This is a genomic window from Allomuricauda sp. XS_ASV26 (assembly GCF_041224615.1).
Classification (GTDB): domain Bacteria; phylum Bacteroidota; class Bacteroidia; order Flavobacteriales; family Flavobacteriaceae; genus Flagellimonas; species Flagellimonas alginolytica.
Map to the genome: position 1 here is coordinate 266,115 of NZ_JBGFGK010000031.1, position 25,416 is coordinate 291,530.

The 25,416-nt window shown below is 43.2% G+C and carries 17 protein-coding genes and 2 tRNA genes; 11 read left to right on the plus strand and 8 right to left on the minus strand.

Annotation, left to right across the window (positions count from 1 at the left end):
• Window positions 1-11: 11 nt before the first annotated feature.
• From AB9K32_RS08685 to AB9K32_RS08705, 5 genes are all read left to right on the plus strand, one after another.
• Window positions 12-527: a gamma carbonic anhydrase family protein gene (locus AB9K32_RS08685; RefSeq protein WP_369884957.1), complete on the plus strand. Its 516-nt coding sequence runs from the start codon at window positions 12-14 to the stop codon at window positions 525-527.
• A 127-nt stretch (window positions 528-654) separates the two neighbouring features.
• On the plus strand, window positions 655-1,539 hold the full coding sequence (gene fabD, locus AB9K32_RS08690) for an ACP S-malonyltransferase (RefSeq protein WP_369884958.1): 885 nt from the start codon (window positions 655-657) through the stop codon (window positions 1,537-1,539).
• A gap of 142 nt (window positions 1,540-1,681) precedes the next feature.
• Complete coding sequence (locus AB9K32_RS08695; protein ID WP_369884959.1) at window positions 1,682-5,770, plus strand: gliding motility-associated C-terminal domain-containing protein; 4,089 nt, start codon at window positions 1,682-1,684, stop codon at window positions 5,768-5,770.
• An 8-nt stretch (window positions 5,771-5,778) separates the two neighbouring features.
• Entirely contained in the window at window positions 5,779-6,771 is a 993-nt protein-coding gene (locus AB9K32_RS08700; protein ID WP_369884960.1) for a type IX secretion system membrane protein PorP/SprF, read from the plus strand.
• 1 nt (window position 6,772) lies between these two features.
• Window positions 6,773-8,716, plus strand: a complete 1,944-nt coding sequence (locus AB9K32_RS08705) for an OmpA family protein (RefSeq protein WP_369884961.1) — start codon at window positions 6,773-6,775, stop codon at window positions 8,714-8,716.
• 1 nt (window position 8,717) lies between these two features.
• On the opposite strand, the gene AB9K32_RS08710 is transcribed toward AB9K32_RS08705, so the two are convergent.
• The gene (locus AB9K32_RS08710) at window positions 8,718-9,962 is read right to left on the minus strand and encodes an NRAMP family divalent metal transporter (protein ID WP_224835412.1); all 1,245 of its coding nucleotides are present in this window, start codon (window positions 9,960-9,962) and stop codon (window positions 8,718-8,720) included.
• A 230-nt stretch (window positions 9,963-10,192) separates the two neighbouring features.
• Here AB9K32_RS08710 and AB9K32_RS08715 point away from each other — a divergent pair, with 230 nt between their 5' ends.
• Window positions 10,193-11,917 (plus strand): GMC oxidoreductase, encoded by a 1,725-nt coding sequence (locus AB9K32_RS08715; protein ID WP_224835411.1) that lies wholly within the window; start codon window positions 10,193-10,195, stop codon window positions 11,915-11,917.
• Window positions 11,918-11,921: 4 nt separating this feature from the next.
• Window positions 11,922-12,632, plus strand: a complete 711-nt coding sequence (locus tag AB9K32_RS08720; protein WP_224835410.1) for a gluconate 2-dehydrogenase subunit 3 family protein — start codon at window positions 11,922-11,924, stop codon at window positions 12,630-12,632.
• A 66-nt stretch (window positions 12,633-12,698) separates the two neighbouring features.
• Here the strand turns inward: AB9K32_RS08720 and AB9K32_RS08725 are convergent, their stop codons facing one another.
• The 4 genes from AB9K32_RS08725 to mutS form a co-directional block, all read right to left on the minus strand.
• The gene (locus AB9K32_RS08725; protein WP_224835409.1) at window positions 12,699-13,466 is read right to left on the minus strand and encodes a collagen-like protein; all 768 of its coding nucleotides are present in this window, start codon (window positions 13,464-13,466) and stop codon (window positions 12,699-12,701) included.
• 186 nt (window positions 13,467-13,652) lie between these two features.
• A tRNA-Leu gene (locus AB9K32_RS08730) sits at window positions 13,653-13,737 on the minus strand.
• Between the two features lie 56 nt (window positions 13,738-13,793).
• A tRNA-Gly gene (locus AB9K32_RS08735) sits at window positions 13,794-13,866 on the minus strand.
• A gap of 74 nt (window positions 13,867-13,940) precedes the next feature.
• Complete coding sequence (gene mutS, locus AB9K32_RS08740) at window positions 13,941-16,523, minus strand: DNA mismatch repair protein MutS (RefSeq protein WP_369885329.1); 2,583 nt, start codon at window positions 16,521-16,523, stop codon at window positions 13,941-13,943.
• Between the two features lie 147 nt (window positions 16,524-16,670).
• Between mutS and AB9K32_RS08745 the strand changes: the two genes are divergently transcribed.
• On the plus strand, window positions 16,671-17,210 hold the full coding sequence (locus AB9K32_RS08745; protein WP_293296596.1) for an RNA methyltransferase: 540 nt from the start codon (window positions 16,671-16,673) through the stop codon (window positions 17,208-17,210).
• Window positions 17,211-17,323: 113 nt separating this feature from the next.
• Here AB9K32_RS08745 and folK read toward each other — a convergent pair whose 3' ends face one another.
• Window positions 17,324-18,466: a 2-amino-4-hydroxy-6-hydroxymethyldihydropteridine diphosphokinase gene (gene folK / locus AB9K32_RS08750; protein WP_293296594.1), complete on the minus strand. Its 1,143-nt coding sequence runs from the start codon at window positions 18,464-18,466 to the stop codon at window positions 17,324-17,326.
• A 69-nt stretch (window positions 18,467-18,535) separates the two neighbouring features.
• Between folK and sppA the strand changes: the two genes are divergently transcribed.
• The 3 genes from sppA to AB9K32_RS08765 are packed head-to-tail and all read left to right on the plus strand — an operon-like array spanning window position 18,536 to window position 23,767.
• On the plus strand, window positions 18,536-20,296 hold the full coding sequence (sppA, locus tag AB9K32_RS08755; protein ID WP_369884962.1) for a signal peptide peptidase SppA: 1,761 nt from the start codon (window positions 18,536-18,538) through the stop codon (window positions 20,294-20,296).
• A gap of 34 nt (window positions 20,297-20,330) precedes the next feature.
• Window positions 20,331-21,038, plus strand: coding sequence for a queuosine precursor transporter (locus AB9K32_RS08760; protein WP_293296590.1), 708 nt, complete (start codon window positions 20,331-20,333; stop codon window positions 21,036-21,038).
• A gap of 35 nt (window positions 21,039-21,073) precedes the next feature.
• Window positions 21,074-23,767: an AsmA-like C-terminal region-containing protein gene (locus AB9K32_RS08765; RefSeq protein WP_369884963.1), complete on the plus strand. Its 2,694-nt coding sequence runs from the start codon at window positions 21,074-21,076 to the stop codon at window positions 23,765-23,767.
• A gap of 31 nt (window positions 23,768-23,798) precedes the next feature.
• Here the strand turns inward: AB9K32_RS08765 and AB9K32_RS08770 are convergent, their stop codons facing one another.
• Both AB9K32_RS08770 and AB9K32_RS08775 read right to left on the minus strand, forming a co-directional pair.
• On the minus strand, window positions 23,799-24,566 hold the full coding sequence (locus AB9K32_RS08770) for a DUF6090 family protein (RefSeq protein WP_224835403.1): 768 nt from the start codon (window positions 24,564-24,566) through the stop codon (window positions 23,799-23,801).
• A 15-nt stretch (window positions 24,567-24,581) separates the two neighbouring features.
• Complete coding sequence (locus AB9K32_RS08775; protein WP_224835402.1) at window positions 24,582-25,376, minus strand: DUF2797 domain-containing protein; 795 nt, start codon at window positions 25,374-25,376, stop codon at window positions 24,582-24,584.
• Window positions 25,377-25,416 lie beyond the last annotated feature (40 nt).

Genomic DNA, 25,416 nt, shown 5'->3' on the forward strand with positions numbered 1-25,416 from the left:
ACCTTAAACCAATGATTGTACAACCCGTTAGGGGCAAATCCCCAGAAATAGGAGAAGATTGTTTTATCGCCGAAAATGCGACCATTGTAGGCGAAGTAACCATGGGAGACCAATGTAGTGTTTGGTTCAACGCGGTGATCCGTGGCGATGTCCATTTTATTAAAATGGGCAACAAGGTGAATGTGCAAGATGGAGCTGTGATCCATTGTACCTATCAAAAATCGCCGACCACAATTGGCAACAATGTTTCCATTGGCCATAATGCCATTGTGCACGGTTGTACCATAAAGGATAACGTGCTGGTGGGCATGGGCAGCATTATTATGGACGATTGCGTAGTGGAGAGTAACTCGATTATTGCTGCAGGAGCTGTGGTGACCAAGGGTACACATGTGGAGGCGGGAAGCATTTATGCCGGGATGCCCGCAAAAAAAATAAAGGATATCAGCCCCGAGCTGTCCAAAGGAGAGATAGACCGAATCGCCAATAATTATGTAAAGTATTCCAGTTGGTTCAAAGAGGGTTAAATGTAGGTGGACATGCTTTTAAAAATGGCATCCATCCAACAATTTCAAGATCCCACAATCTAAGATTCAAGGAACCTATCGGATTATATTCCCTATTTTTGTTCCACTCAAAAAAAACTCGACAACCATGAACGCATATATTTTTCCAGGACAAGGAGCACAATTTGTAGGTATGGGGCTGGACCTGTACGAAAATCATTCCCAAGCACAGGAACTTTTTGAAAGGGCCAATGCCATACTTGGGTTTTCCATAACCGACATTATGTTCGAGGGTACGGCCGAAGACCTAAAACAGACCAAAGTGACCCAACCGGCCATCTTTTTGCATTCCGTTATTTTGAGCAAGGTCTTGGGCGATGGTTTCAAGCCCGATATGGTAGCAGGACATTCCTTGGGCGAATTCTCCGCTTTGGTGGCCAATGGCACCTTGAATTTTGAGGACGGCTTAAAGTTGGTGTCACAACGTGCCCTTGCTATGCAAAAAGCCTGCGAGATACAGCCCAGTACCATGGCCGCGGTTTTAGGCTTGGAAGACGATGTAGTGGAAAAAATATGTTCCGAAGTGGAAGGTATCGTGGTGCCGGCCAATTATAACTGTCCCGGCCAATTGGTGATTTCCGGAGAGGTGGATGCCGTAAATGTAGCCTGCGAAAAAATGAAGGAAGCCGGAGCAAGGCGAGCATTGTTGTTGCCGGTGGGCGGTGCGTTCCATTCGCCATTAATGGAGCCCGCTCGAGAAGAATTGGCAGCAGCCATAGAATCTACGCAATTCAATGCACCAAGTTGTCCCATTTATCAAAATGTGACCACTACGGCGGTATCCGATCCCGAAGCAATTAAAAAGAACCTCATTCTGCAGCTTACCGCTCCCGTTAAGTGGACGCAAAGCGTTCAGCAAATGGTCAAGGATGGAGCAACATCCTTTGTGGAGGTAGGGCCTGGCAAGGTATTGCAAGGCTTGGTAAAAAAAATACATCGAGAGGCCGTAACCAGCTCTGCTGAGGTTTCTTAAACGGCAGAAACAGTTTATCCGATTAAATGCAATTTTAAACTAATAGGCAAGGAGAATCCTTGCCTTTTTTGTAATATTGGTAGCTCCCAAACCACCTACTTGAGCATGGCGATTAAACCAACTGAAACTGATGGCAATGGCGATGTCGACCATACTTACAAAAACCTTAAAACAACAACCCACGGCTCTTGTTCGTAGCGGCCTATTACTGTTCCTTTTTCTCGTTTTGGGAATGGGTACGGGGTTTGGGCAAGCTACAATTACCATTGAAGATGTTAATGGGCTGGAAGATGATGGAGCCATAACATTAACGGCAACATTGAATACGCTTGTACCTATTGTGGGTGGTTTTACAGTGGACGTCAATACAAACGATGGTACTGCAACCATTGTTGATAGCGATTATACGCAAATTATGAGTCAAACCCTTACTTTTTCAGGTACTGTTGGAGAAACTCAAACTTTTGACGTAATTCCAACAACAGATGGTACAATTGAAGTTAATGAAGCTTTGACCATCTTTATGGATAATATTATGGGGACTGTTGAAGTTATAGATATTACTGACACTGCAACGGTTACTATTACTAATGATGATTTTGCCGACATCAGCATAGATAGTCCCGCCCCTGTTGCGGAGGGCGATGCGGGAACAAGTACGATAGATTTTACGGTGAGCATAGACCAATCGGACCCATCGAACGACATCACGGTTGATTATTTGATAAGCGGGGGCAACGAGGATGGTACTGGAAATACCCTTACCTTTTTGGCGGGCACTGCGACGCTGGTCCAGACGGTTAGCGTGACGATCAACGGCGACACCGTTGTCGAGGCGGACGAAGCGGTTAGCGTAACGTTGAGCAATGCGAGCGCGAACGCTGGCATCAGCACGGCTTTGGGCAGCAGTTCCTTCACGGACGACGATGTCTTCACGGCCGACATCAGCATAGATAGTCCCGCCCCTGTTGCGGAGGGCGATGCGGGAACAAGTACGATAGATTTTACGGTGAGCATAGACCAATCGGACCCATCTAACGACATCACGGTTGATTATTTGATAAGCGGGGGCAACGAGGACACGGATACGGGCACCCTCACCTTTTTGGCGGGCACCGCTACGCTGGTCCAGACGGTGAGCGTGACGACCAACGGCGACACCGTTGTCGAGGCGGACGAAGCGGTTAGCGTTACCCTGAGCAACGCGAGCGCGAACGCTGGCATCAGCACGGCTTTGGGCAGCAGTTCCTTCACGGACGACGACATCCCTACAGCCACCATAATCGCTTCAGATGATACTGCAACTGAACAAGGTGATACTCCTGGGGCTTTTACGGTAAGCTTAAGTGCTATTAATAATACCGGAAGCGATATTATCATAGCATATTCAGTTTCTGGTTCAGCTACCCCTGTGGATGATTACGACGCTCTTTCTGGAACTGTTGCAATCCAAACCGGTCAAACTAATGCGACAATTATTGTGGATCCAAATGATGATAACCTTACAGAACTTACCGAAACAGTTATAGTGACATTGGATACGGGTACAGGTTATATAGTTGGTGGGTCAAATTCTGCAACGGTAAATATTATTAGTGAAGATGATGTACAGCCCTCTGGATATACCGTGACTATAGATCAAGATCCAATTGATTCTTCAAATCAGGATGAAGTGAGTTTTACTTTTTCAGGAGCTCCGACATTTTTAACATCCTATGATTATACATTTACAAGTGATGCAGATGGAAATGTAGCTTCGGTAACAGGAGGAGGGCTAGTACTTTCTTCTGACCAGACCGTGAGCGGTATAGATTTAAGTAGTTTGCAAGATGGCCTCATTACCTTAACGGTTACTGTGAGTAATGTTTTGGGAACGGAAGGTCCTGAAACCTCCGATACTGCAGTGAAATTAACTTCAATACCTTCTGGGTATACGGTGAGTTTTGATCAAGACCCCATAAATCAAACCAACGAAAATAATATAAGCTTTACATTTTCAAATGCAGAAGTAAATGCCTCATACAATTACACTATTAGTAGTAGTGGGGGTGGGACGAATGTTGTTGGGAATGGTCCAATAACATCTTTGGACCAACAAATATCGGGTATCGACCTTAGTGGGCTTGGTAATGGTACCATATCGCTTTCCGTAGTCTTGTCCAATACTAATGGCGCTGGTGCACCGGCCACAGCCACATCAACAAAAGAAACTTGCTTTGCCGGCACAACGGCACCAATATTCAATGGAGCGGGCACAGCGTTTTGCGATGCTTTTAACCAGGACCTTGATCTTTATATTTCGAATGCAGCACCGGCCGGAGCAGAACTGCGATGGAGCACAAATGCAAATATTGCAGCAGGAGGTTATTTGGTCAGTAGTGTAGTGAGCACACCAGACACCTATTATGGGTTCTTTTACGATCCGATCAACGATTGTTTTACTAACGCCACTCAAGTGGTTTTGACCCAAAGCACCACACCTACAACGGGAACAGCGACCAATTTAGGAACATGCAGCGATGCAGGTGATGGTGATACCTTGGTAGATCTGGATTCCAGTCTCAGTGGGGCAGATGCGGGGGATTGGGTATTGTTGTCCGCCCAACCTGGGGCAACCATTACCATTAATACCGAGAACATAATAAATTTTGATGGGCAGCCCGAAGGAGTATATACCTTTAGGTATACTACCAATACAGCACAGGGGGAATGTACTGATCAAAGTGTGGATATAACCGTAACCGTAAACGACTGTTCCGGACCTTGCGATGCCGGGAATACCGCTCCTGCACTTAATGGTGGGAGTTCAACCATAGCGTTTTGCGATGCTATCACCGCCGACCTAAACGATTACGTGACCAGTACGCCCCCGGTAGGTACAACGCTTGTTTGGAGTACAAGTAACGACCCCGAAGAGACCGGTGCACATTTGAACGATTCCGGTGTAGTGGAGCCAGGAACCTATTATGCCTTTTACTACGACGATGTGAACGATTGTGGAAGCCCAGTGTTGGCCATAACCTTGGAGTTGAACAATACACCCGTAATAGATAGTGCCACGGGCGATGTTTCCTGCGGTCCGAGCATATTGGATCTAACCGCATCCGCATCCGTAGCGGGCAACGGTACCATAGCCTATACGTGGTACGATGCACCTACCGGCGGAAACATTGTGGGCACCAGCGCTACATTTACCACCAATACCCTGTCCGAGACTACATCCTATTACGTTTCGGCCTCCGCCAATGGCTGCGAATCCGACCGGGTAGAAGTAGAGGCCACAATAATAAATGCACTCTCTCCGGGCATTCCGATTGAAGATCTTACGGTCTGCAGCATTCCAAGTGACGATGGACCTACCACATTCGACCTGGACGATGGTTTAATGGGGCAAGATGCTGGAACTTGGTCGGTAGTCACAGATCCATCTGGCAATGTAACCATAGGAACCGATAATATAGTCGATTTTACAGGCCTTGCCCTAGGGGCATATGTGTTTGAATACACTACCGAAACCGTTGGTGAATGTGCTGAGACATCATCGGTGCAATTGACCATTACTGTGCTGGATTGTGTATCTAATGAAACTATAGACTTGGCGATTACCAAAGAGGTCAATGATGAAAGTGTACTTTTAAATACCGAAGTTTCCTTTACCATAACTGTAGAAAACTTGACAACGGGCACGGCACAGAATATTGTTGTGAGCGACTTATTGAGTGATGGATTTGAATTTTTGTCCAGTGATCCTTCCAAAGGAAGTTATGATGACACTACTGGAGAATGGACCATTGATGAGTTGGTAGGGGAAGAAAACGCCACTTTGATCATAAGGACAAGGGTGACCGAAGCAGGGACCTTGACCAATACCGCCACTCTATCGTCCTCATTGCCCATTGATGATAATCCAGAAAATGACACAGCTTCAGTAGAAGTTAAGGTCAACCGCAGTCAATGTGAAGACCCAGGAACCCTCTGTAATATCTTTTCACCCAATGGGGATGGGGATAATGAAACATTGACACTCGTGGATCATACATCCTATCAAAGTAACAAATTGGAAATTTTCGATCGCTACGGAAACAGTGTTTTCCAAATGGACGGTTACGATAGCTCGTGGGACGGAACAGGCAAAAATGGGGATTTGCCCAATGGAACTTATTATTATATCCTTGATCTTAATGGAGATGGAACAGAGGTGGTTAAAGGATGGATTCAAATTGTAAGGTAAAAACGAAAATGTCGGATATAACAATCTTATCAATTTATAGAAAAGTATTGCTGCTTGTGGTAGTTATGGCGGTAAGTTTTGTGCAGGCACAAAAAGAACCACAATATACCCAGTACATGTACAACATCGGAAGTTTTAACCCTGCCTACGTAGGCACGGTGGAAAGTCCAGAGATTATTGGATTGTACCGTGCACAGTGGCTGGACATCGAAGGGGCTCCGACCACAATTAGAGGTGGCGCCAATATTCCTTTCGGCAACGAGAAAATGGGACTGGGGGTCAATATTGTGAACGATGTGTTGGGACCTTCCACTCAAACCTATTTTGATGTGGCCTATTCCTACGAGATCCAATTATCTGACGAGACCAAACTTTCCTTTGGGCTCAACGCGGGCGGGTCGTCGCTTAACATAGATTATTCCAAAGGAACTTTTGAAAATCCTTCGGATGTTTCCATCTTGGGCGGGAATTATAATAATTTTTACCCTACGGTGGGCGCAGGCTTGTTTATGTACCACGAGGAGGATTGGTACTTGGGGGCCTCCGTACCCAATTTTTTGACCAATACCTTGTATAATGATGAGGTAGCTACCATTGTAGAGGACAATATGCAGTTGAATGTAATAGGTGGTTATGTGTTCCAATTGAGCGACCGGACCAAGTTTAAACCCGCTTTTTTGGTAAATTACCTTCAAGGTTCGCCCGTAAACATAAATTTATCGGCAAATTTTCAGTTTATCGATGCCCTAACCATTGGAGCTGCATACCGATTTGATAATGCCGTGAGCGGACTGGCGGGATTTCAAATTTCCAACGCCATGTTTATTGGGTATGCCTACGATTACAACACCAATGGATTGGGCGAGTATGGAGGGGGTTCCCACGAGGCCATTTTAAAATTTTATATTGGAAGAGGTGGATTTGGTTCCGGTAAGAATAAAACCAAGAACAAAAAATCAAAAAACAAAGGTAAGCAGATAGATTCCCCAAGATTTTTCTAACATGAACCCAACAAAAAAAATACAATTTACATTATGGGCTGCCCTTTTGGGAGTTGCCTTCTGCTTTGCCCAAAAAAAACAGTCCGAAGGGGATGTTTTCTTTTTCCAGTACGAGTATCAAAAAGCTGCAAGGGCCTACGAAAAACAACTGTCCGAGGGTACGCTGACCAAACAACAGTTCTTGAATTTGGCCGATGCTTATTTTGAAACCGATAATTTTGAAAAAGCTTCCGCGGCATACATGGAGATTTATGATCAGGATACGATCATGAACCCTCATCATTACAACAAAATGTTGCAGAGTTTATCCAAGGCCCCGAATAGCGAGGGGGTAGATGCCTTTGTGGAAAGGGTGTCATCCAATTTTCCAAAAGAACTGCTGGAAAATATGGAGTTTAACAAACAATTACTGCAAAGCGGAACAGACGAAAATCAATTGGAGTACGAAATTTTCAACTTGGAGGGCAACAGTCCTCAAACCGATTTTGCACCAAGTTTTTATCTTAATAAGCTACTGTTTTCCAGTGGACGTCTTGCCAATAAAAAATTGCGATACGAACCGGGCAACGAGGGCTATTTCAATATTTACGAATCAGAGATCCAGCCTTCCGGTCAGATCAGGTCTCTTAAGACCTTAAAGGGGTTGGAGGAAACGAATTATCATAAAGCAACACCATCTTTCTCCTCGGCCCTGAACAGTGTGTTCTATGTGGCATCCAATACTCAAAATGGGGAGCTGGCCTTCGATTCCAAAGGAAAAAACGCCTTGTCCATTGCCAAACAGACCATTGGAGGTGGCCATCAGCTTTTATTAAAGGATTTGAGCACCTCATTTTATTATCCGTTCTACGACGACCGCAACGGTAAACTTTATTTTGCTGCGGATTTTGAGGATGGCTATGGCGGTACGGATATCTATTTTGTGTACACCAACAACGGACAGGTAATGTCGGCGCCCATCAATTTGGGGCCGCGTATCAATTCTTCGGGCAACGAAATAGCTCCGTTTATATTCGAGAACAGTTTTTATTTTGCTTCTGATGTATTCTTCGGCCTCGGAGGAATGGATATTTACAAATCCAACCTTGAAGGTGAAGATTTCGGTATTCCCATCAATCTAGGCAACCAAATCAATACCGAGTTCGATGATTTTGGATTGATCATAAGGAACGAGGGAGATGGATTATTGGGGTATTTCGCATCTAACCGGCCCGGAGGAAAAGGAAAGGATGACATTTATGGATTTAAGGTCGATGAAAAACCGGGGCTTAAAACGCTAACCTTTAAGGGCGAGGTAGTAAATAGTCAAAACCAAAATGCTGTTGCCAATGCTGTGGTGAGCCTATGGAACATGGATGGCGAAAAGATTGCGACCACAACATCCGATGAAAATGGGGCCTATCGATTGGAAGTGCCCTACGAAACCGAAGTGGTCATAGAAGCGACCAAAGAACGCTACTCCCGATTTATAGAACAATTTGGACAGGAACAATTGGATGCGCTCCAGAAACAATCCTATACCATCGGGGTCTCTTTATATGATGACCTGGTGGAGGAAAGGGAGGGTCAAAAAGTGGTAAAGCTAGATGATTTTTATTTTGACAATGGATCCACGGACCTTACCGATAACATAAAAAATGAGCTGACAAAAGTGGTGGATTTTATGAATGCTTTTCCGGAAGCTCAATTACGAGTGGAAACCTATACCGATAGCCGAGGGGGGAGCAGTACCAATTTTAAGCTTACCCAGGCACGATCGGATGCCATAAAAAGATATTTAGTGGCAAGCGGGGTGCCTGCGACCAGTGTGTTATATTCCATCGGATATGGGGAGGATAAAATACTGAACAACTGTACCAATGGTGTTTTTTGTTTGGAGACCTTGCACAAGCAGAACCAGCGTTCGCTGATCGTTGTGCTAAACGACAATGTAATGTTCGATTAGTTTACTTGGTCAGAACCCAGCAATAGTAGAGGGCGAACAACGAAAGAAAAACAATTCCCGAATAGCTAAGTACCTTTAGGCCTATCTTGGGCCTATGTTCCTTTGGAACATCCTTACCGGTAACGGTTTTTAAGTTCATCCAACCGAGTAGGGGAGCGAAAACAAAGGATACAAAAGTGGCCAATCCTACCAAATCGCCCATGTTGGCGCTAAAAAGACTTATTACGATCCAATTGATCCAAGCCATAACAAGTACCATAAGTGCAAAAGAGTGCTTGCCATTGTAGATGTTTTTTTGTGGGAGCAGCTTTTGTAAAACATCCAAGCTTACCCTCGATATGGCATCATGGGCGGTCATGCATGTGCTGAACATAGTGGCAAAAGCGGCCACTGCAATAAAAAAGTAAGCCCAACTTCCTATATGGGTTGTAAATAAATTGACCAATTGATCGGCGAAGACCACTGCATTGCCACTGAGTTCCGTGCCAGTTCCGTAAAGAGTCATCCAGCCAATGATCATAAAAAAGATGGCCAGTACCGCAGTGAGTACATAACCTACGTTAAATTCCTGAAGGGCAATTTTTAGTGTTGGCTTGTTTCTCATGGTTTTCAGGTTTTCCATGCCCCAAAGGCTTACCCACCCCGATGCTTCAACGGCCGTGGGCATCCAGCCAACAAGACCTATCAAAAACAAAATGCCTATTTCGTTAAAAATTTCCGGTCGTTGGTACGACCCACTGTGGGGTACCGGCCCTTTTTGGAGCACCATCACCGTTGTGATCAACAAGGCCACAAATAAAATGGTGATCACGGCTTTCAGGGAATTTTCTAGGAACCTATATTTTCCTATGATCAAGATTAAACTGATAAATACAAATAGCCCCAACGAAATTACAACTGCACCAACGGATGCAACATTGAACAAATTCATAAACAAACCGGCAGTCACCACGTACAAGGCAGCTAAAATGGTAAAGGTGGAGATCAATGTAACAAACGCATAGATCCACAAGTAGGTTTTTCCCAGATTGTGGTATCCCTCGATCAAGCTTTTTTCGGTGATGGTCGTATATCTAATACCGAATTCAAAAAAAGGATATTTGAGCAAATTCGCTAAAAGTATAGGGATGATCATAACCCATCCATATTGGGCTCCGGCCTTGGTGGATAGTACCAAATGCGAAGTTCCAATGGCCATGCTGGCAAACAATAGGCCCGGTCCAAGCGCTTTTAACAATGCTTTCATATAGTGTAATGGTTGGTTTTCTTTGTGGAAGATATGTTTTTTTTACTTAAAGTTTACAGATTCCATTTGATTGGATCCGTCTTCAGATAAATAGGAAAAAGACACTGAATTTATATTTGGAAAAAGTATCTTTAGTACGCACAGAGGCATCTTATATCAATCACGGAGATTTTCTCAAAATTTCAACATATTGATTTTGATGCATTTAAAACTAAATCAAACATAAACCAATGCAAATTATTGAAAATTCCACGGTATACGATGCCATAATTGTTGGTTCCGGGGCTGGTGGTGGCATGTCTGCCAAAGTACTCTCGGAAGCTGGGCTAAAAGTCGCCGTAGTAGAGGCAGGTCCATATTTTGACCCGGCCAAACCAGAACATCAAACCCAATTAAAATGGCCTTATGAGAGTCCTAGGCGCGGGGCCAGTACCCGATTTCGCCCTTTCGGTGATTTTGATGCTGCCTACGGCGGCTGGGATATTGAAGGTGAGCCGTATACCCAAAAGGATGGGACAAAATTCGAATGGTTCCGTTCCAGAATGTTGGGAGGAAGAACCAATCACTGGGGAAGAATCTCGTTACGTTTTGGTCCAAAGGATTTTAAGCACAAAGATGTGGATGGCCATGGCGAGAACTGGCCCATAAGTTATGATGATGTAAAACCGTACTATGATAAGGTAGATAAGATGATCGGTGTATTTGGTACCAATGAGGGGCTGCCCAATGATCCCGATGGTTTTTTTCTACCCCCGCCTAAACCCAGATTGCACGAACTGTTCTACATCAGAGGGGCCAGAAAGAGTAATATTCCGGTATACCCATCAAGGATGTCCATGCTCACCAAAAAGATCAATAATGAGCGAGGGGTCTGCTTCTACTGCGGGCAGTGTAATAGAGCGTGTCAAGTATATGCCGATTTTTCAGCAGGTACCTGTCTCATTTTCCCGGCGCAAAAAAATGGAGGACAGATCGATTTGTTTGTCAATTGTATGGTGCGCGAAGTAACCACAAACGAAGAAGGAAGAGCAACAGGGGTGTCTTACATCAATAAAGAAGATAGGAAAGAATATAAGCTCAAGGGAAAAGTGGTAGTACTTGGAGCATCTGCCTGTAGCTCAGCTAGGATTTTATTGAATTCCAAAAGTAAGCAACACCCGAACGGATTGGGCAATAGTAGCGATGTTGTCGGAAAGTATCTGCACGATTCTACCGGTGCCGGAAGAGCGGCCTTTGTTCCAGATCTAATGAACCGAAAAGTTTCCTATAACGAAGATGGCGTGGGGGGTATGCATGTGTACTCACCTTGGTGGGGCGATAATTCCAAGCTCGATTTTCCACGAGGATATCATATAGAAGTATGGGGCGGCATGGGAATGCCCAGCTATGGCTTTGGATTTAATGTCAATGAGTTCAATAAGTTCTTTGGAACCAAAGTGGGAGGTTATGGCGATGTACTGCGCAGCGATGCCAAAAAATATTATGGTGCCGTTGTGGGCATGGCCGGTCGTGGTGAGTCTATTGCCCGGAAAGATAATTATTGTGAGATAGACCCAACCACGGTGGATGAGTTTGGTATTCCCGTATTGCGTTTCCATTACAAATGGAGCGAGTTCGAGATCAATCAGGCCAAACACATGCAAGATACTTTTGAAGAGCTCTTGATCAATATGGGTGGTGAGCCTTTGGGCGACAAACCGGGCAAGGATACCAATTATGGCTTGCACAATCCGGGCAACATCATCCACGAAGTGGGCACTACGCGAATGGGCGACGATCCAAAGACATCGGTGACGAACAAATACCAGCAGCTGCACGATGTGGACAACGTGTTTATTGTGGATGCAGGACCATTTACTTCCCAAGCGGACAAGAATTGTACATGGACCATTTTAGCACTTTCCATGAGGGCATCGGAATATATTGTGGAGCAATTGAAACAACAAAACATTTAAGGCAATGGACAGAAGAAAGAGTTTAAAATCTATAGTATTGGGCTCCGTGGCCGGTGGACTGGCCATTCACGGATGCAAGCCATCTACGGAGGCGAAGGAATTGGTGGAGGCCCCAAAAATAACGTATCCGGGCAGGGTGCCTTTGGAAACGGAGTTGATCAATGAACTACAGGACGAACAGTTTTTGAATCCGCACGAGGTAGAAACACTTACGATACTTTGTGATTTGATTTTGCCCCCTTCGGAGGCATTCAAAGCAGCCTCGGATGCCGATGTGGTCAGTTTTATAGAGTTCATGTGCAAGGACAATGAGGCGTTCCAGCCCGATATCCGTGGTGGAATTATGTGGTTGGATCATAAATGTAACACCGAATATGGGGTGGAGTTTAAAACGGCGACCGTAGCACAACAAAAAGCTATTTTGGATGAAATTGCCTATTATGATCCCGAAGTGCCGGGCAATGAACGACCATTTGAAGTGAATTTCTTCTCCTTGGTCCGTAACCTTACCATGACGGGATTTTATACCACAAAAATCGGGATAGAAGAAATAGGGTATAAGGGCAATATGCCCAATGTTTGGGATGGTGTCCCTGATGATGTGTTGGAACAGCACGGTGTTTCCTATGAAGAGGAATGGCTGGCCAAGTGTGTGGACCAGAGCAAACGCGGCATTATTGCCGAGTGGGATGAGGATGGTAATTTGTTAACGTAATTAAAGGATAATAAAATAAAAAGCCCCGCACTTTTAGTGCGGGGCTTTTTAGGCTATTGCTATCGATTAAGGTTCTATTAGTTCAAATAAATAGACATCTACTTCACCCGATACGTTTAGTTCGTTGCCGGACCCGTTGTTTGCGGCATCAACGGTAAAGGAATAGGAAAAAGAAAGATGATTGCCATTTTCGGATTCATATGTAATATTGATCAGTTGCATATTCGATATCCCAACACCATCAGAATCGTAACCCTCATCAAGTAAAAAATATTTATTGTCTTCACCAATTACACCATAGTTGTTCAAGGTAGTTTCGACTAAATCAACTGTTTCTGTAGCTTCTCCAGGGTTGGTAATGGTTACTTCCCAGTCAAAATAGGTAGGGTTGTATGTGCCATCGGGAGCTGTTAAGAACCTACGGAAATTGAAGAAATATTGGGTATCGACACCCATAACTGTTGGAACTACTATGTTATAGTCAACGAAATCTTCACCATCAAGGCCTAAGAATCTAAATTCAGTATTGTCAGTAAAGGCCATATCATCTGGTCTTGTACCATTCAAATTCATAGTAATAGATCCATATTGTGCCATTTGGTCGAGCCCTGCACCATCTTGCCCATCATTACCAGGATCTCCTTGTGGTCCTGTTGCTCCCGGTGCGCCGTCCTGACCATCTTGTCCATTTATGCCATCGATTCCATCGATTCCGTCAATTCCATTTTTACCATCAATCCCATCTAAACCATCTTCCCCATCTTGGACTAAGCAGGAATTAAAGGAAATGCATAAAATCAACAATGTACATTTAATAAGAATAGAGTTTTTCATAAGAATTAGGTATACAGTTAGTTATGTTTAAATGTAAGCATGTAAAGCCAACAACGGACGTTGAATTGATGGTTGCAGTGTTTGAATTGATGTATACCTAGTTTGGGTTGATGGATGGCAGAAACGTAACTTATTATTTAAAAATAAAAAAATCCCTAATAACCAATAAGTTAAAAGGGATTTCTGTACTCGAGGCGGGACTTGAACCCGCACGGGCAAAATGCCCACAGGATTTTAAGTCCGGCGTGTCTACCAATTCCACCACTCGAGCAGGACTTGTATGTAAAAAAAAACTCCACCCGTGGTGACTGAGCGGAGTCGAAATCGAGCGAAAAACGGGATTCGAACCCGCGACCTCCACCTTGGCAAGGTGATGCTCTACCAACTGAGCTATTTTCGCGTTTAAAAGAACTTGCACTTTTCCCAAGTGCGGATGCAAATTTAAAACAATTCTATTAAAATAAAAGAATTTTTTCAGGAAGAAACTTTTTTCTTTTTACTCAACAAGCGTTTGATTTCGTTTAATTTCATCAAAGCTTCCACAGGTGTCAGAGTATCAATGTCCAAGTGCAGGATTTCCTCCTTGATCTCTTCCAACAAAGGGTCGTCCAGATTAAAGAAGCTGAGTTGCATCTCATTCTGGGAAGACTGTAATTTGTCCGTCATTTCCTCACTGGAATGTGTTTTTTCCAGCTTTTTCAGGATTTTATTGGCCTTTTGTATTACTTGTTGCGGCATGCCGGCCATTTTGGCCACATGGATTCCAAAACTGTGTTCGCTCCCGCCGGGCACCAACTTTCTAAGGAAAAGCACATTATCTTCCAGTTCTTTAACCGATACATTGTAGTTTTTTATTCGGGTAAAAATATTGGTCATTTCGTTGAGTTCGTGGTAATGTGTGGCAAATAAGGTCTTTGCTTTGGCAGGATACTCGTGCAAATATTCCGATATCGCCCAGGCAATGGAAATTCCATCGTAGGTACTGGTTCCTCTACCTATTTCGTCCAAAAGGACCAAACTGCGCTCCGATAGATTGTTCAGAATAGAGGCTGTTTCGTTCATTTCTACCATAAAAGTGGACTCGCCCATGGAAATATTGTCACTGGCACCTACTCGGGTAAATATTTTGTCCACAACACCCAGGGTAGCCTCTGTTGCGGGAACAAAACTTCCCATTTGTGCCAAAAGCACAATAAGGGCAGTCTGTCGTAACAAAGCAGATTTACCGCTCATGTTGGGTCCCGTTATCATAATGATCTGCTGTTCTTCCCTATCAAGGAACACATCGTTGGTTACATAAGCATCGCCGATCGGTAATTGCTTTTCAATAACAGGGTGGCGCCCTTCCTTAATATCCAATGTAGTGGAATCGTTTAACGAAGGGGCTACATAGTTGTTTTCCTTTGCCAATTGTGCAAACCCGGACAAACAATCCAGTTCCGCGATAAGTTGGGCATTGTGCTGTACCGGTGCAATATATTCCTGCATATAAACCAAAAGGCGATCAAAAAGTTGTTGCTCCAATTGGTAGATTCGTTCCTCGGCTCCCAATATTTTGGATTCATATTCTTTGAGCTCCTCGGTAATATAGCGTTCGGCATTGACCAAGGTCTGTTTGCGAATCCAACCCTCGGGGACTTTGTCCTTATGGGTGTTCCTTACTTCTATATAGTAACCAAACACGTTGTTCGATGCTATTTTTAAGGAGGTGATCCCGGTTTCCTTGGTTTCTCGCTCCAACATTTTATCCAAATAATCCTTACTGGAAAAGGCAAGACCTCGCAGTTCGTCCAGTTCTTCTGAGTAACCTTGGGCAATGGTGTTGCCTTTGGCAATGTTTACCGGAGCCTCTTCGTTGAGCACTGTTTTTATCTTTGAGCGGAGTCCTTCACAATGGTTCAATTGTTCCCCGATCCGTTTTAAGGATTCGTTGGTGCTCTTTTCGGATAGTTGTTTGATGGGAACTATGGCCTCCAGCGAATTTTTGAGTTGGACCACTTCTTTTGGGTTGATTTTGCCCGTGGCCAATTTGGAAATTAATCGTTCCAAATCTCCCATTTGTTTGATGTATCCCTGAATCCGGTTAAGTTGTTCGTCTTCTTCCTTTAAATAGGCGACTACCTGATGCCTTTGTTGGATCTTGTCAACGTTTTTTAAGGGTAGGGCCAACCATCTCTTTAGGAGTCGTCCCCCCATGGGGGAAATGGTCCTGTCGATAATATCCAATAAGGTTACGGCATTTTGGTGGGAAGAGTGGTAAAGTTCCAGGTTCCGAATGGTAAATCGATCCATCCATACATATTCCTCTTCTGCAATGCGCTGTATTTTGTTGATATGTTGAAGTCGGCTGTGCTGGGTCTCGGACAAGTAATGCAAAACCGCTCCGGAGGCGATTATACCGTGGGTAAGGTGGTCTATGCCGAAACCTTTTAGGTTTTTTGTACCAAAATGATTGTTGAGGCTCTCTTGGGCGTAATCCTCCTGAAAAATCCAGTCTTCCAAAAAGAAACTGTGCCAATGGTTGCCAAAGCAATCCGCAAATTCCTTTCTGTGCTTTTTGGATACCAGAACTTCGTTTGGCGAAAAATTCTGAAGCAACTTGTCCACTTGCTCCACCGAACCCTCGGAAGTTAGGTATTCTCCTGTGGAAATGTCCAAAAAAGAAACCCCTAATTTTGTTCGCCCAAAATGTACGGCGCACAAAAAGTTATTGCTTTTTGCGGAGAGAATATCGTCGTTCAGGGCAACACCGGGAGTGACAAGTTCGGTTACGCCACGTTTTACAATGCTTTTGGTCTGTTTGGGGTCTTCCAATTGGTCGCAAATGGCCACACGTTGCCCGGCCTTTACCAATTTCGGCAAATAGGTGTTCAAGGAGTGGTGGGGAAATCCGGCCAGTTCCGTTTTGTCCCCTCCATTGTTCCGGTGGGTTAAAATAATCCCCAATATTTTGGCGGCTTTTACCGCATCTTCCCCAAACGTTTCGTAAAAATCCCCGACACGGAACAACAACAGGGCATCAGGATGTTTTGTCTTGATGGCGTTGTACTGCTGCATCAGCGGGGTAACCTTCTTTATTTTTTTCTTGGCTGCCAAAGCGATTTAATTCTGTTACTTTTGCCCAAAATTGGGTTAAAAACGAATATATTGTTTTCGCTGCCCATCAAAAATTTTTGTTGATATTTTTACCCCAATGTTTAAAAAATGAATCGAAAACTGGAAAATAGCGAACTGGACCGATTGGATATCGATGGTTTTAAAGCAGCGGAAAAGTCGCCCATCATTATTATTTTGGATAATATTCGCAGTTTGAACAACATTGGTTCCGTATTCCGTACGTCAGATGCTTTTTTGGTGAAAAAAATTTACCTCTGTGGAATTACCGCCACTCCGCCGCACAAGGATATTCGGAAAACGGCATTGGGGGCAACCGAAAGTGTAGATTGGGAATACAGAAAGGATACTGGGGAACTGGCAGCGGAATTACAGCGGGACGGTGTGCAACTGGTAGCTGTGGAGCAAGCAGAAAATGCAAAAATGCTTAATGATTTTACTGTTGAAACAGGTAAAACCATTGCCCTGATTTTTGGAAACGAGGTAAAAGGGGTGTCGCAAGAGGTAGTGAGCATGAGCGATGTGGTGTTGGAAATACCACAATTTGGCACCAAACATTCGTTAAATATATCGGTGAGTGCGGGAATTACGGTATGGGATATTTGGTCCAAACAAAATAGGTCCAAATAAAAAGGCCCTGAAAAACAGGGCCATATATAAGTCTGAGTTAGTTAGTTTCTCGAATTGAGGTTGCTAATAAAATAAAACCATTCGTTATATCCAAACTTTTTCTAAAAATTCTCTTAAATCTTTGTTGAAAGTATATTGTCTTCCAATCTTTCCAAAATAAATTCATAATCCTTTGGATTGTGGACAAAATCCAGTTCGCCCATGTCAACGATCACACTGTTTTGGCTCGGGTGGCTTTTAATAAAGTCCAAGTATCCTCTGTTGATTTTTTCCAGATAGGCAGGGTCTATATTCTGCTCATAATCGCGACCTCTTTTTTTAATGTTGGCCAATAACCGTTCGGTATTTTGATAGAGGTAGAGATAGATCTCTGGTTTTTTAACCTCTTTGTACATAAAGTTAAAAACCTTTCGGTATAGATTATATTCCTCTTTTTGCAGGGTCACTTTCGCAAAAATCAGGGATTTGAATATATCGTAATCACTCACCATAAAATTCTTGAACAGGTCAAATTGGGAAGTATCGTCCATAAATTGCTGGTACCTATCCGCCAAAAACGACATTTCCAATGGAAAAGCGTAACGGGACTGGTCTTCATAAAACTTGGGCAGAAATGGGTTGTCCGCAAAACGCTCCAAAACCAGCTTGGCATTAAAATCGTTGGATATCATTTTGGACAAAGTGGTTTTGCCCGCTCCAATGTTGCCTTCTATGGCAATTAATTGTAGTTGGGAAAAAAGCCCGCTCCTATCTTTAAAAAGTTTGTGTTTGGTCTTTGTAAGTTCACTCTTGTCCCTGCACTCCTGCAAAAGATTGCGGGTATCCTTTTGTAGGACCGGATGATAGAATTGGGGGGCAATATCGCTCAGTGGCTTTAAAACAAATTTTCTGTGCTGCATTTGCGGGTGGGGGATCACCAGACTTTCATTGGTTATGCTTTCCGTACCATAGTATATTATGTCGATATCCAAAGTCCTTGAACTATATCCACTGTCCATTCGTTTTCTGCCAAAATCCTCTTCGATCTGTAAAAGGGCATCCAGTAGTTCTTTGGGTTTCAGCGGGGTAAGTAAGGATACAACAATATTGAAGAAATCACCACCATCGAACCCCACGGCAGGATTTTCGTAGACCGAGGAAATATCCAATATCTTGCCCGTTTTTCCCTGAATCTGGAAAATGGCTTTCTGTAGCGTAGCAAGGCGATTGCCCATATTACTGCCCAAAGAAAGATATACCTTTTGTTTTCTGTTCATAATCGAAGAAACAAAGTAAACAAAACATTACTACAATGGTTATATTTGAAGTGTATTAAATTTTATTGCATGAAGTTTTTGAGAAACCTGCTTGCTTCTATTTTGGGAAGCTTAGTGGCATTTATGATCGTGGTGGGCATGTTCTTTATTTTTATGGTGCTCGTAGGCAGTGCGGAAGACGGTGTTTTGGTAAAAAAGAACTCCGTATTGGAAATTAGTTTTGTGGCACCCATTATGGATTATACGGGAAAGGATGAAACCGATCCTTTTGCATCTATATGGACAGAGGAGTTTGGGCTGGATGAGATCCTTCATGCCATAGAAGTTGCCAAAAATGACGCTAATATCGAAGGAATTAGCTTAACCACTGGTTTTTTACAGGCCGGGATGGCGCAGACAAGGGAAATAAGAAATGCACTTATCGATTTTAAATCGAATGGAAAATTTGTTATGGCACATGCCGATGTGTACGCCCAACGCGATTACTATCTGGCGACCGCTGCGGACGAAGTGTACCTAAACCCCGTAGGTGTGGTCGATTTTAAGGGATTGTCCACCGAGGTGCTTTTTTACAAAGAGCTACAGGAAAAATCAGGAATAAAAATGGAAGTAATTCGCCATGGTAAATATAAGAGTGCGGTAGAACCGTTTCTTTCCGATACCATGAGCGATGAAAACCGTACACAGATCAAGGAACTGATAACTTCTATCTGGAATATTATGGTGGAGGATATCTCGGAATCCAGAAATATTGCCCCAGAAAACTTAAATAGAATTGCCGACACACTCGGGGGCAGAACACCTCAGTATGCAATTGCTTCCGGATTGTTGGATGGAGCATTGCACTACGATGAATACGAAAACTTGATCAAGCAGAAAATAGGTGTTGAGGAAGACGATGAGGTGGAGTATGTGGGATTAAGAGATTATATTCAAAACTCCAGCAAAAAGAAACTGAAGACAGGTTCCGATAAAATAGCCGTGATTTACGCTCAAGGCGAAATTCTCGGTGGCGAGGGCGGCAGGGATTATATTGGTCAGGGACTGATCGTGGACGCCTTGCACAAAGCGCTGGACAATGAGAATATAAAAGCCATAGTGGTGCGTATAAATTCTCCAGGGGGAAGCGCATTGGTATCCGATATCATTTGGCGCGAAATGCAATTGGCCAAAAAGGAAAAGCCTATGGTGGTTTCCTTTGGAAACGTTGCCGCATCAGGAGGATATTACATAGGTGTGGCAGGGGATAAAATTTTTGCAGAGCCTACCACGATTACGGGTTCCATTGGGGTATTTGGAACTATACCCAATATGCACGAATTGGCCAAAAACATAGGGGTGAACGCAGAGCAGGTGGGTACCAACGCAAATTCTGTGGATTATTCCTTTTTTGAGCCCATGTCGGACTCGTTCCGAAATGTAATGCAGGAAAGTATCGAGGAAACCTACCAAACCTTTTTAAGTCGTGTATCGCAAGGTAGGAACATGCCCGTAGAAAAGGTGAACGAGGTGGCACAAGGCAGGGTCTGGAGCGGTGTAGATGCGAAAGCTCTGGGATTGGTGGATGAACTTGGTAACTTGGAGGACGCCATTGCTGCAGCGGCAGAAATGGCCGGATTAAGCGATTACGGTGTACGAAAGTACCCCAAGTATAAATCTGGATTCGAGCAGTTTATGGAAGATTATGGTGCGGTTAAATCCAAGATCGGGGAGTCCATTATACAGGAAGAAATCGGTACCGAAGCCTATCAGGTAATAAAAGAATTCAAAGAGTTTACCAAACAAGAGGGAATTCAGGCTAAGATGCCTTTCAGCCTAAACATTAAATAGAATTTAAACAGTACCACACGGAACTTTAACCATAATGACGCAAAAAGACAAGAAGAAGGCATTTTCCATTTATCTGTATTTAGGAGCAATGTTCATAACTTCTTTGGTGGTATCCAATTTAATCTTTCAAAAATTTTTCTCTTGGAGCCCTTTTGGGGATGTCTCCGTATTCGGTGCACCACTTTTTGAACTTTCGGTAGGTATTTTGCCATACCCGATAACCTTTTTGATCACAGACCTCATTTCCGAGATCTATGGTCAAAAAAAGGCCAATCAAGTGGTCACCGCAGGAATTTTCGCTTCGTTTTTTTCCATGGCGATAATTTTAGTGGCCAACTACTCCAGTGCCATTCCCAGCTCACCGGTGGACAATACCACTTTTACCACCGTTTTTGGCCTGTCCCCATTAGGGGTTTTGGCATCCATGCTGGCTTACTTGGGCGCCCAGTATATCGATATTACCATTTATCACTTTTGGAAACGCCTGACCAAAGGGAAAATGTTGTGGCTCCGAAATAATTTCTCAACATTTTCTTCTCAATTTATAGACACATTCACTGTGGTAGGGCTATTGTGCCTTTTTGGTGTACTGCCGTGGGACAAGTTTTATGGATTACTCATTAGTGGGGTAATTTTTAAAATGATGATAGCCCTTCTCGACACCCCTTTGCTCTATTTTTTCGTATATCTGATGAGAAAAAGATTTAACTTAAAAATAGGAGAGGAAATTTCTTTGGATTGATGCTTCTCCTTTAATTTGTTGTAAAACACCCAAGTATGAAGAAAAAAGTCCTAAAAATTACTGGAATAACCCTACTTATCCTACTCGCAATTAGTATTGCCGTCCCTTTATTTCTTCAAGGTAAGATTGAAGAAATTATCAAGACAAAGGTCAACAACAGCATTAATGCCACTTTGGATTTTGAGGATGCCGACCTAAGTCTTCTCAAGAACTTTCCCAATGCCCATGTGGAGCTTACCCAATTGTCCTTGATCAATAAGGCCCCTTTCGAAGGCGATACCCTTTTTGCTACTTCCAAGATCGCATTGTCCATGTCGATTAAAGAACTGTTCAAATCCGCAGATGAGCCGATAGTGATCAAAACTTTGGATGTGGATGAAGCCAAGTTGCACATCAAAACCGACGTGGAAGGCAATGCGAATTACGATATAGCCAAAGAGAGCAACGAACCAACGTCCGACCCCACAGGCGATCCTGATAGTAGTTTTACATTGAATATGGACTCCTATGCGATAAACAATACCGAAATTGTTTATGAGGATATGGCAAGTGGTATGCTCTTGACTATTATCGAAATGAATCATAGCGGGACGGGAGACCTGTCTTTGGAAAAATCGGAGCTAAAGACCCTTACCGATGCTCTGGTATCCTTTGAGATGGATGGCACAAAATATCTGAACAAAAACAAAATCAATCTAGATGCGCTAATCGGAATAGATCTGAGCGAAAACAAATATACCTTTTTGGAAAATAAGGCCTTGGTGAACCAATTGCCACTGGTTTTTGATGGCTTTGTTAAGGTGAACGAGGAAAACCAAGAGGTGGACATTACATTTAAAACACCTTCTTCCGACTTTAAAAACTTTTTGGCTGTAATCCCGGAAGCCTATGCCGGTAACATAGAAAATGTACGGACCACCGGAAATTTTGAGGTGAATGGAGTGTTTAAAGGAGTAGTAGATGAAGAGCATATACCGACCTTTAAAATTGCGATCAATTCGGATAATGCATCCTTCAAGTTTCCCGATTTGCCCAAATCTGTCCGTAATGTGCATATAGACACCGAGATCAACAACGAAACTGGTATTACGGAAGATACCTATGTCGATATTAACAGACTCTCTTTTGCCATAGATGAGGATAAATTCAATCTTAAGGCCAAGATTAGGGATGTAATGGGCAATACCAAGGTAGACGCCGACATGGACGGTAGGATAAACTTGGCGAACATCTCCCAAGCATATCCTGTGCCGGACGATTATAACCTTAAAGGCATATTGAATGCCGACGTATCCACATCTTTCGATATGGCTTCTTTGGAAAAGAAACAATATCAGAACACCAAAACCAGTGGTAAAGCATCTTTGACCGGTTTTGAGTATGCTTCGCAGGAGCTTAAAAACCCTGTAGCCATAAACAAAGCGGCCCTTACCTTTAATCCCAATACCGTTACATTGGATTCTTTTGAAGGTAAAACGGGAAGTACGGATTTTGCCGCCAAGGGAACTTTAACAAATTTACTGGGTTTTATGTTCAACAATGAAAATATTGAAGGTAGGTTTTCCTTGAACTCGAACCAATTTTCACTGAACGATTTTATGGTCGAGGAAACGGCAGATGAAAACCTGTCAAAGACCGAGGAAACTGCAATTGCTGGAGAAGAACGTATCAAAATACCATCTTTTTTGGATTGTACCATAGATGCTACTGCAAATACCGTGATCTACGATAACCTTGATCTAAAAAATGTAAAAGGGACATTGGTGATCAAAGACGAAACCGCTACTGTGAACAATCTTACTTCGGATTTATTCGGGGGTACTATGGGACTTTCTGGGGCGGTATCCACCAAACAAGAGACTTCTACATTCGATGTAAGCCTCGGTATGAACAATTTTAATATTGGCGAATCTTTTGCTGGTCTGGAACTGTTTAAAGTGTTAACCCCTTTGGCGAGTGCATTGACAGGTAAACTCAATTCGGATATTAAGATATCGGGTAACCTAAAAGAGGATTTTACCCCTAATTTGGCAACCATTTCCGGAAATCTGCTAGCGGAATTGATTTCTCCCAAGTTGGATGCACAGAAAGCACCTTTGGTGTCTTCTTTGGATAATAAGCTCAATTTTTTGGATACAAAGCAAATCAATTTGGACGGACTTAAAACCGCTTTGAGCTTTGAAAATGGGGCAGTTAAAGTAAAACCTTTTACCTTAAAGTATAAAGATATCAATATAAATGTCGACGGTAGCCATACTTTTGATAGGCAGATGCAATACAAAGCCACTCTGGACGTACCTGCTAAATACTTGGGTGCAGAAGTGAACAAACTTATCGCGCAAATGAACGATCAAAGCTTGGGAGAAGTAACCATTCCCGTTACCGCCAATATTGGAGGTAGTTTTACAAACCCGTCCGTGAACACCGATATGACTTCGAGTGTAAAAACACTGACCGGTAAGTTGGTGGAAATGCAAAAGCAGAAATTGGTGAGTCAAGGAAAGGATAAGGCCAAAGACCTATTGTCCGATGTCTTTAAAAAAGATGAAGCCGATACTACCAAGACCACATCTGGCGGCGTAAAAGAGGCCATTGGCAACATTCTTGGAGGAAAAAAGGATACTACGGCAACGGATACGAGCAAAACAGAAAAGGATGAGGTTAAAAATGCGGCCAAATCCATATTGGGCGGGCTGCTCGGAAAAAAGAAAAAGGATACAGTGAATTAAATGAGAAGGGCGATTTTAAAATCGCCCTTTTTTATTCCTTGATTTCGTTGTCGATGGTTTTCAGAATCTCATCTATACTTTGCATCAATGGATTGTAATGTAACGTTTCCGTTTTGATACTGGTTAGTATGAACATGAGCATATTGTTCTCAAACTCTTTCGACTTTAAAAGATTACGGTTGCTCGTTCGGTCCGAACTAGCGGGAATCCCCAATTCATCGGAGACCCCTGTGAGGTCATACAGCGTTTTAATGCTATTTTGTTCGCTGCGGAACATATCCAGTATCTTGTCCCGCTCATTGGCCAGCATCATTTCTTGCTTCGATATGTCCTCGATGTTGGAAATCCAATTGGTCAAAAGGATGCGAAGGCGTGGATTGGAGATGTCTTTTAAACTACCCGAATTGATCATTTCCATCAAAAGGGAATTGTTGGGGTTGAACGAAATATCGAAAGCCAAGGCGTTATACAGCAAATTGGCGAGCTCTTGCTCATCGGGCAGGTTTTTGGGGTCGACCATATAGACCAAAATTGTTTTAGAGTCCTCATAGCTTTGCCTGTTGAAGGATATAAGTTCTTTTAATTTGGTTTGGCTGGTCTCGAACTCATCCCGAAGTCCCATAAGGTAAATCTGCTCTTTTTCCCGTTTGATACCTTGCTCATTGGCGTTATCTATGGCCAGTGCGATCAAAATCCCGATGACCACCAGAACAATTTCCCCTATGGCGTAAAGAATGTAATTGCTGACTTTTTTCTCGGCTATCAATTCCTTCCTGATTTTTCTGAAAAACTTGAGCATTTTGGAATGGATTGGTCAGCTGATGTTTATACCTACAAAGTAGCCTTCGCTACTCCTAACATTGAAGACTGTATTGTCATCAAAAATAAGGTATTGGCCTTTTATGCCCTTTAAGGTTCCTTTGTAACTTGGGGTCTTGTCCAAATTGAGGCTTTTTACCTTTTCTGGATATTGAAGCACGGGAAACTCCAATAAGGTTTCTTGCTTATCGTTTATAAAGTAGGCAATGGTTTCTTCGGGAATACTGGATTTCAGCTTCTCCCTCCATTCCACTAGATCCACGTCCTCGATATCATTTTTAAGCATTTTTTGCCAGCTGGTCTTGTCGCTCACGTGCGCTTTAAGGGCAACCTCGGTAATGCCTGCCAAATATCGATTGGGCACTTCCATAATTTCAATGGCTTCGTGGGCGCCTTGGTCTATCCATCGTGTCGGCACTTGGGATTTTCGGGTAACGCCTACTTTTACATTGCTGGAGTTCGCCAAGTAAACAATGTGTGGCTGTAACTGCATTTTTTTCTCGAATTCAAGGTCACGGTCCGCTTTGTCCAAATGTGCCGTGCTCAATTCCGGTTTCATGATCCAATCTCCGGCAAGTGGAGTTTCAAAAAAGCACGTCTTGCAAAAGCCTTGTCGGAAAATAGGCAGGTCTCTGCCACAGTTCAAACACTGAAATTTGATAAAATCTATTTGAACCTCTTTGTCCAAGGCTTGGTTCATATTGATAAAATCGTTCTCGAAAACCAAAAAATACTGGATGGGGTTTCCGATTTCGGTTTTCATTTTTCTTAGGACTCCTTCGTACAGCATTTTTGGATTGAATGTATTTGACTTATTTGAAAATGAGTGT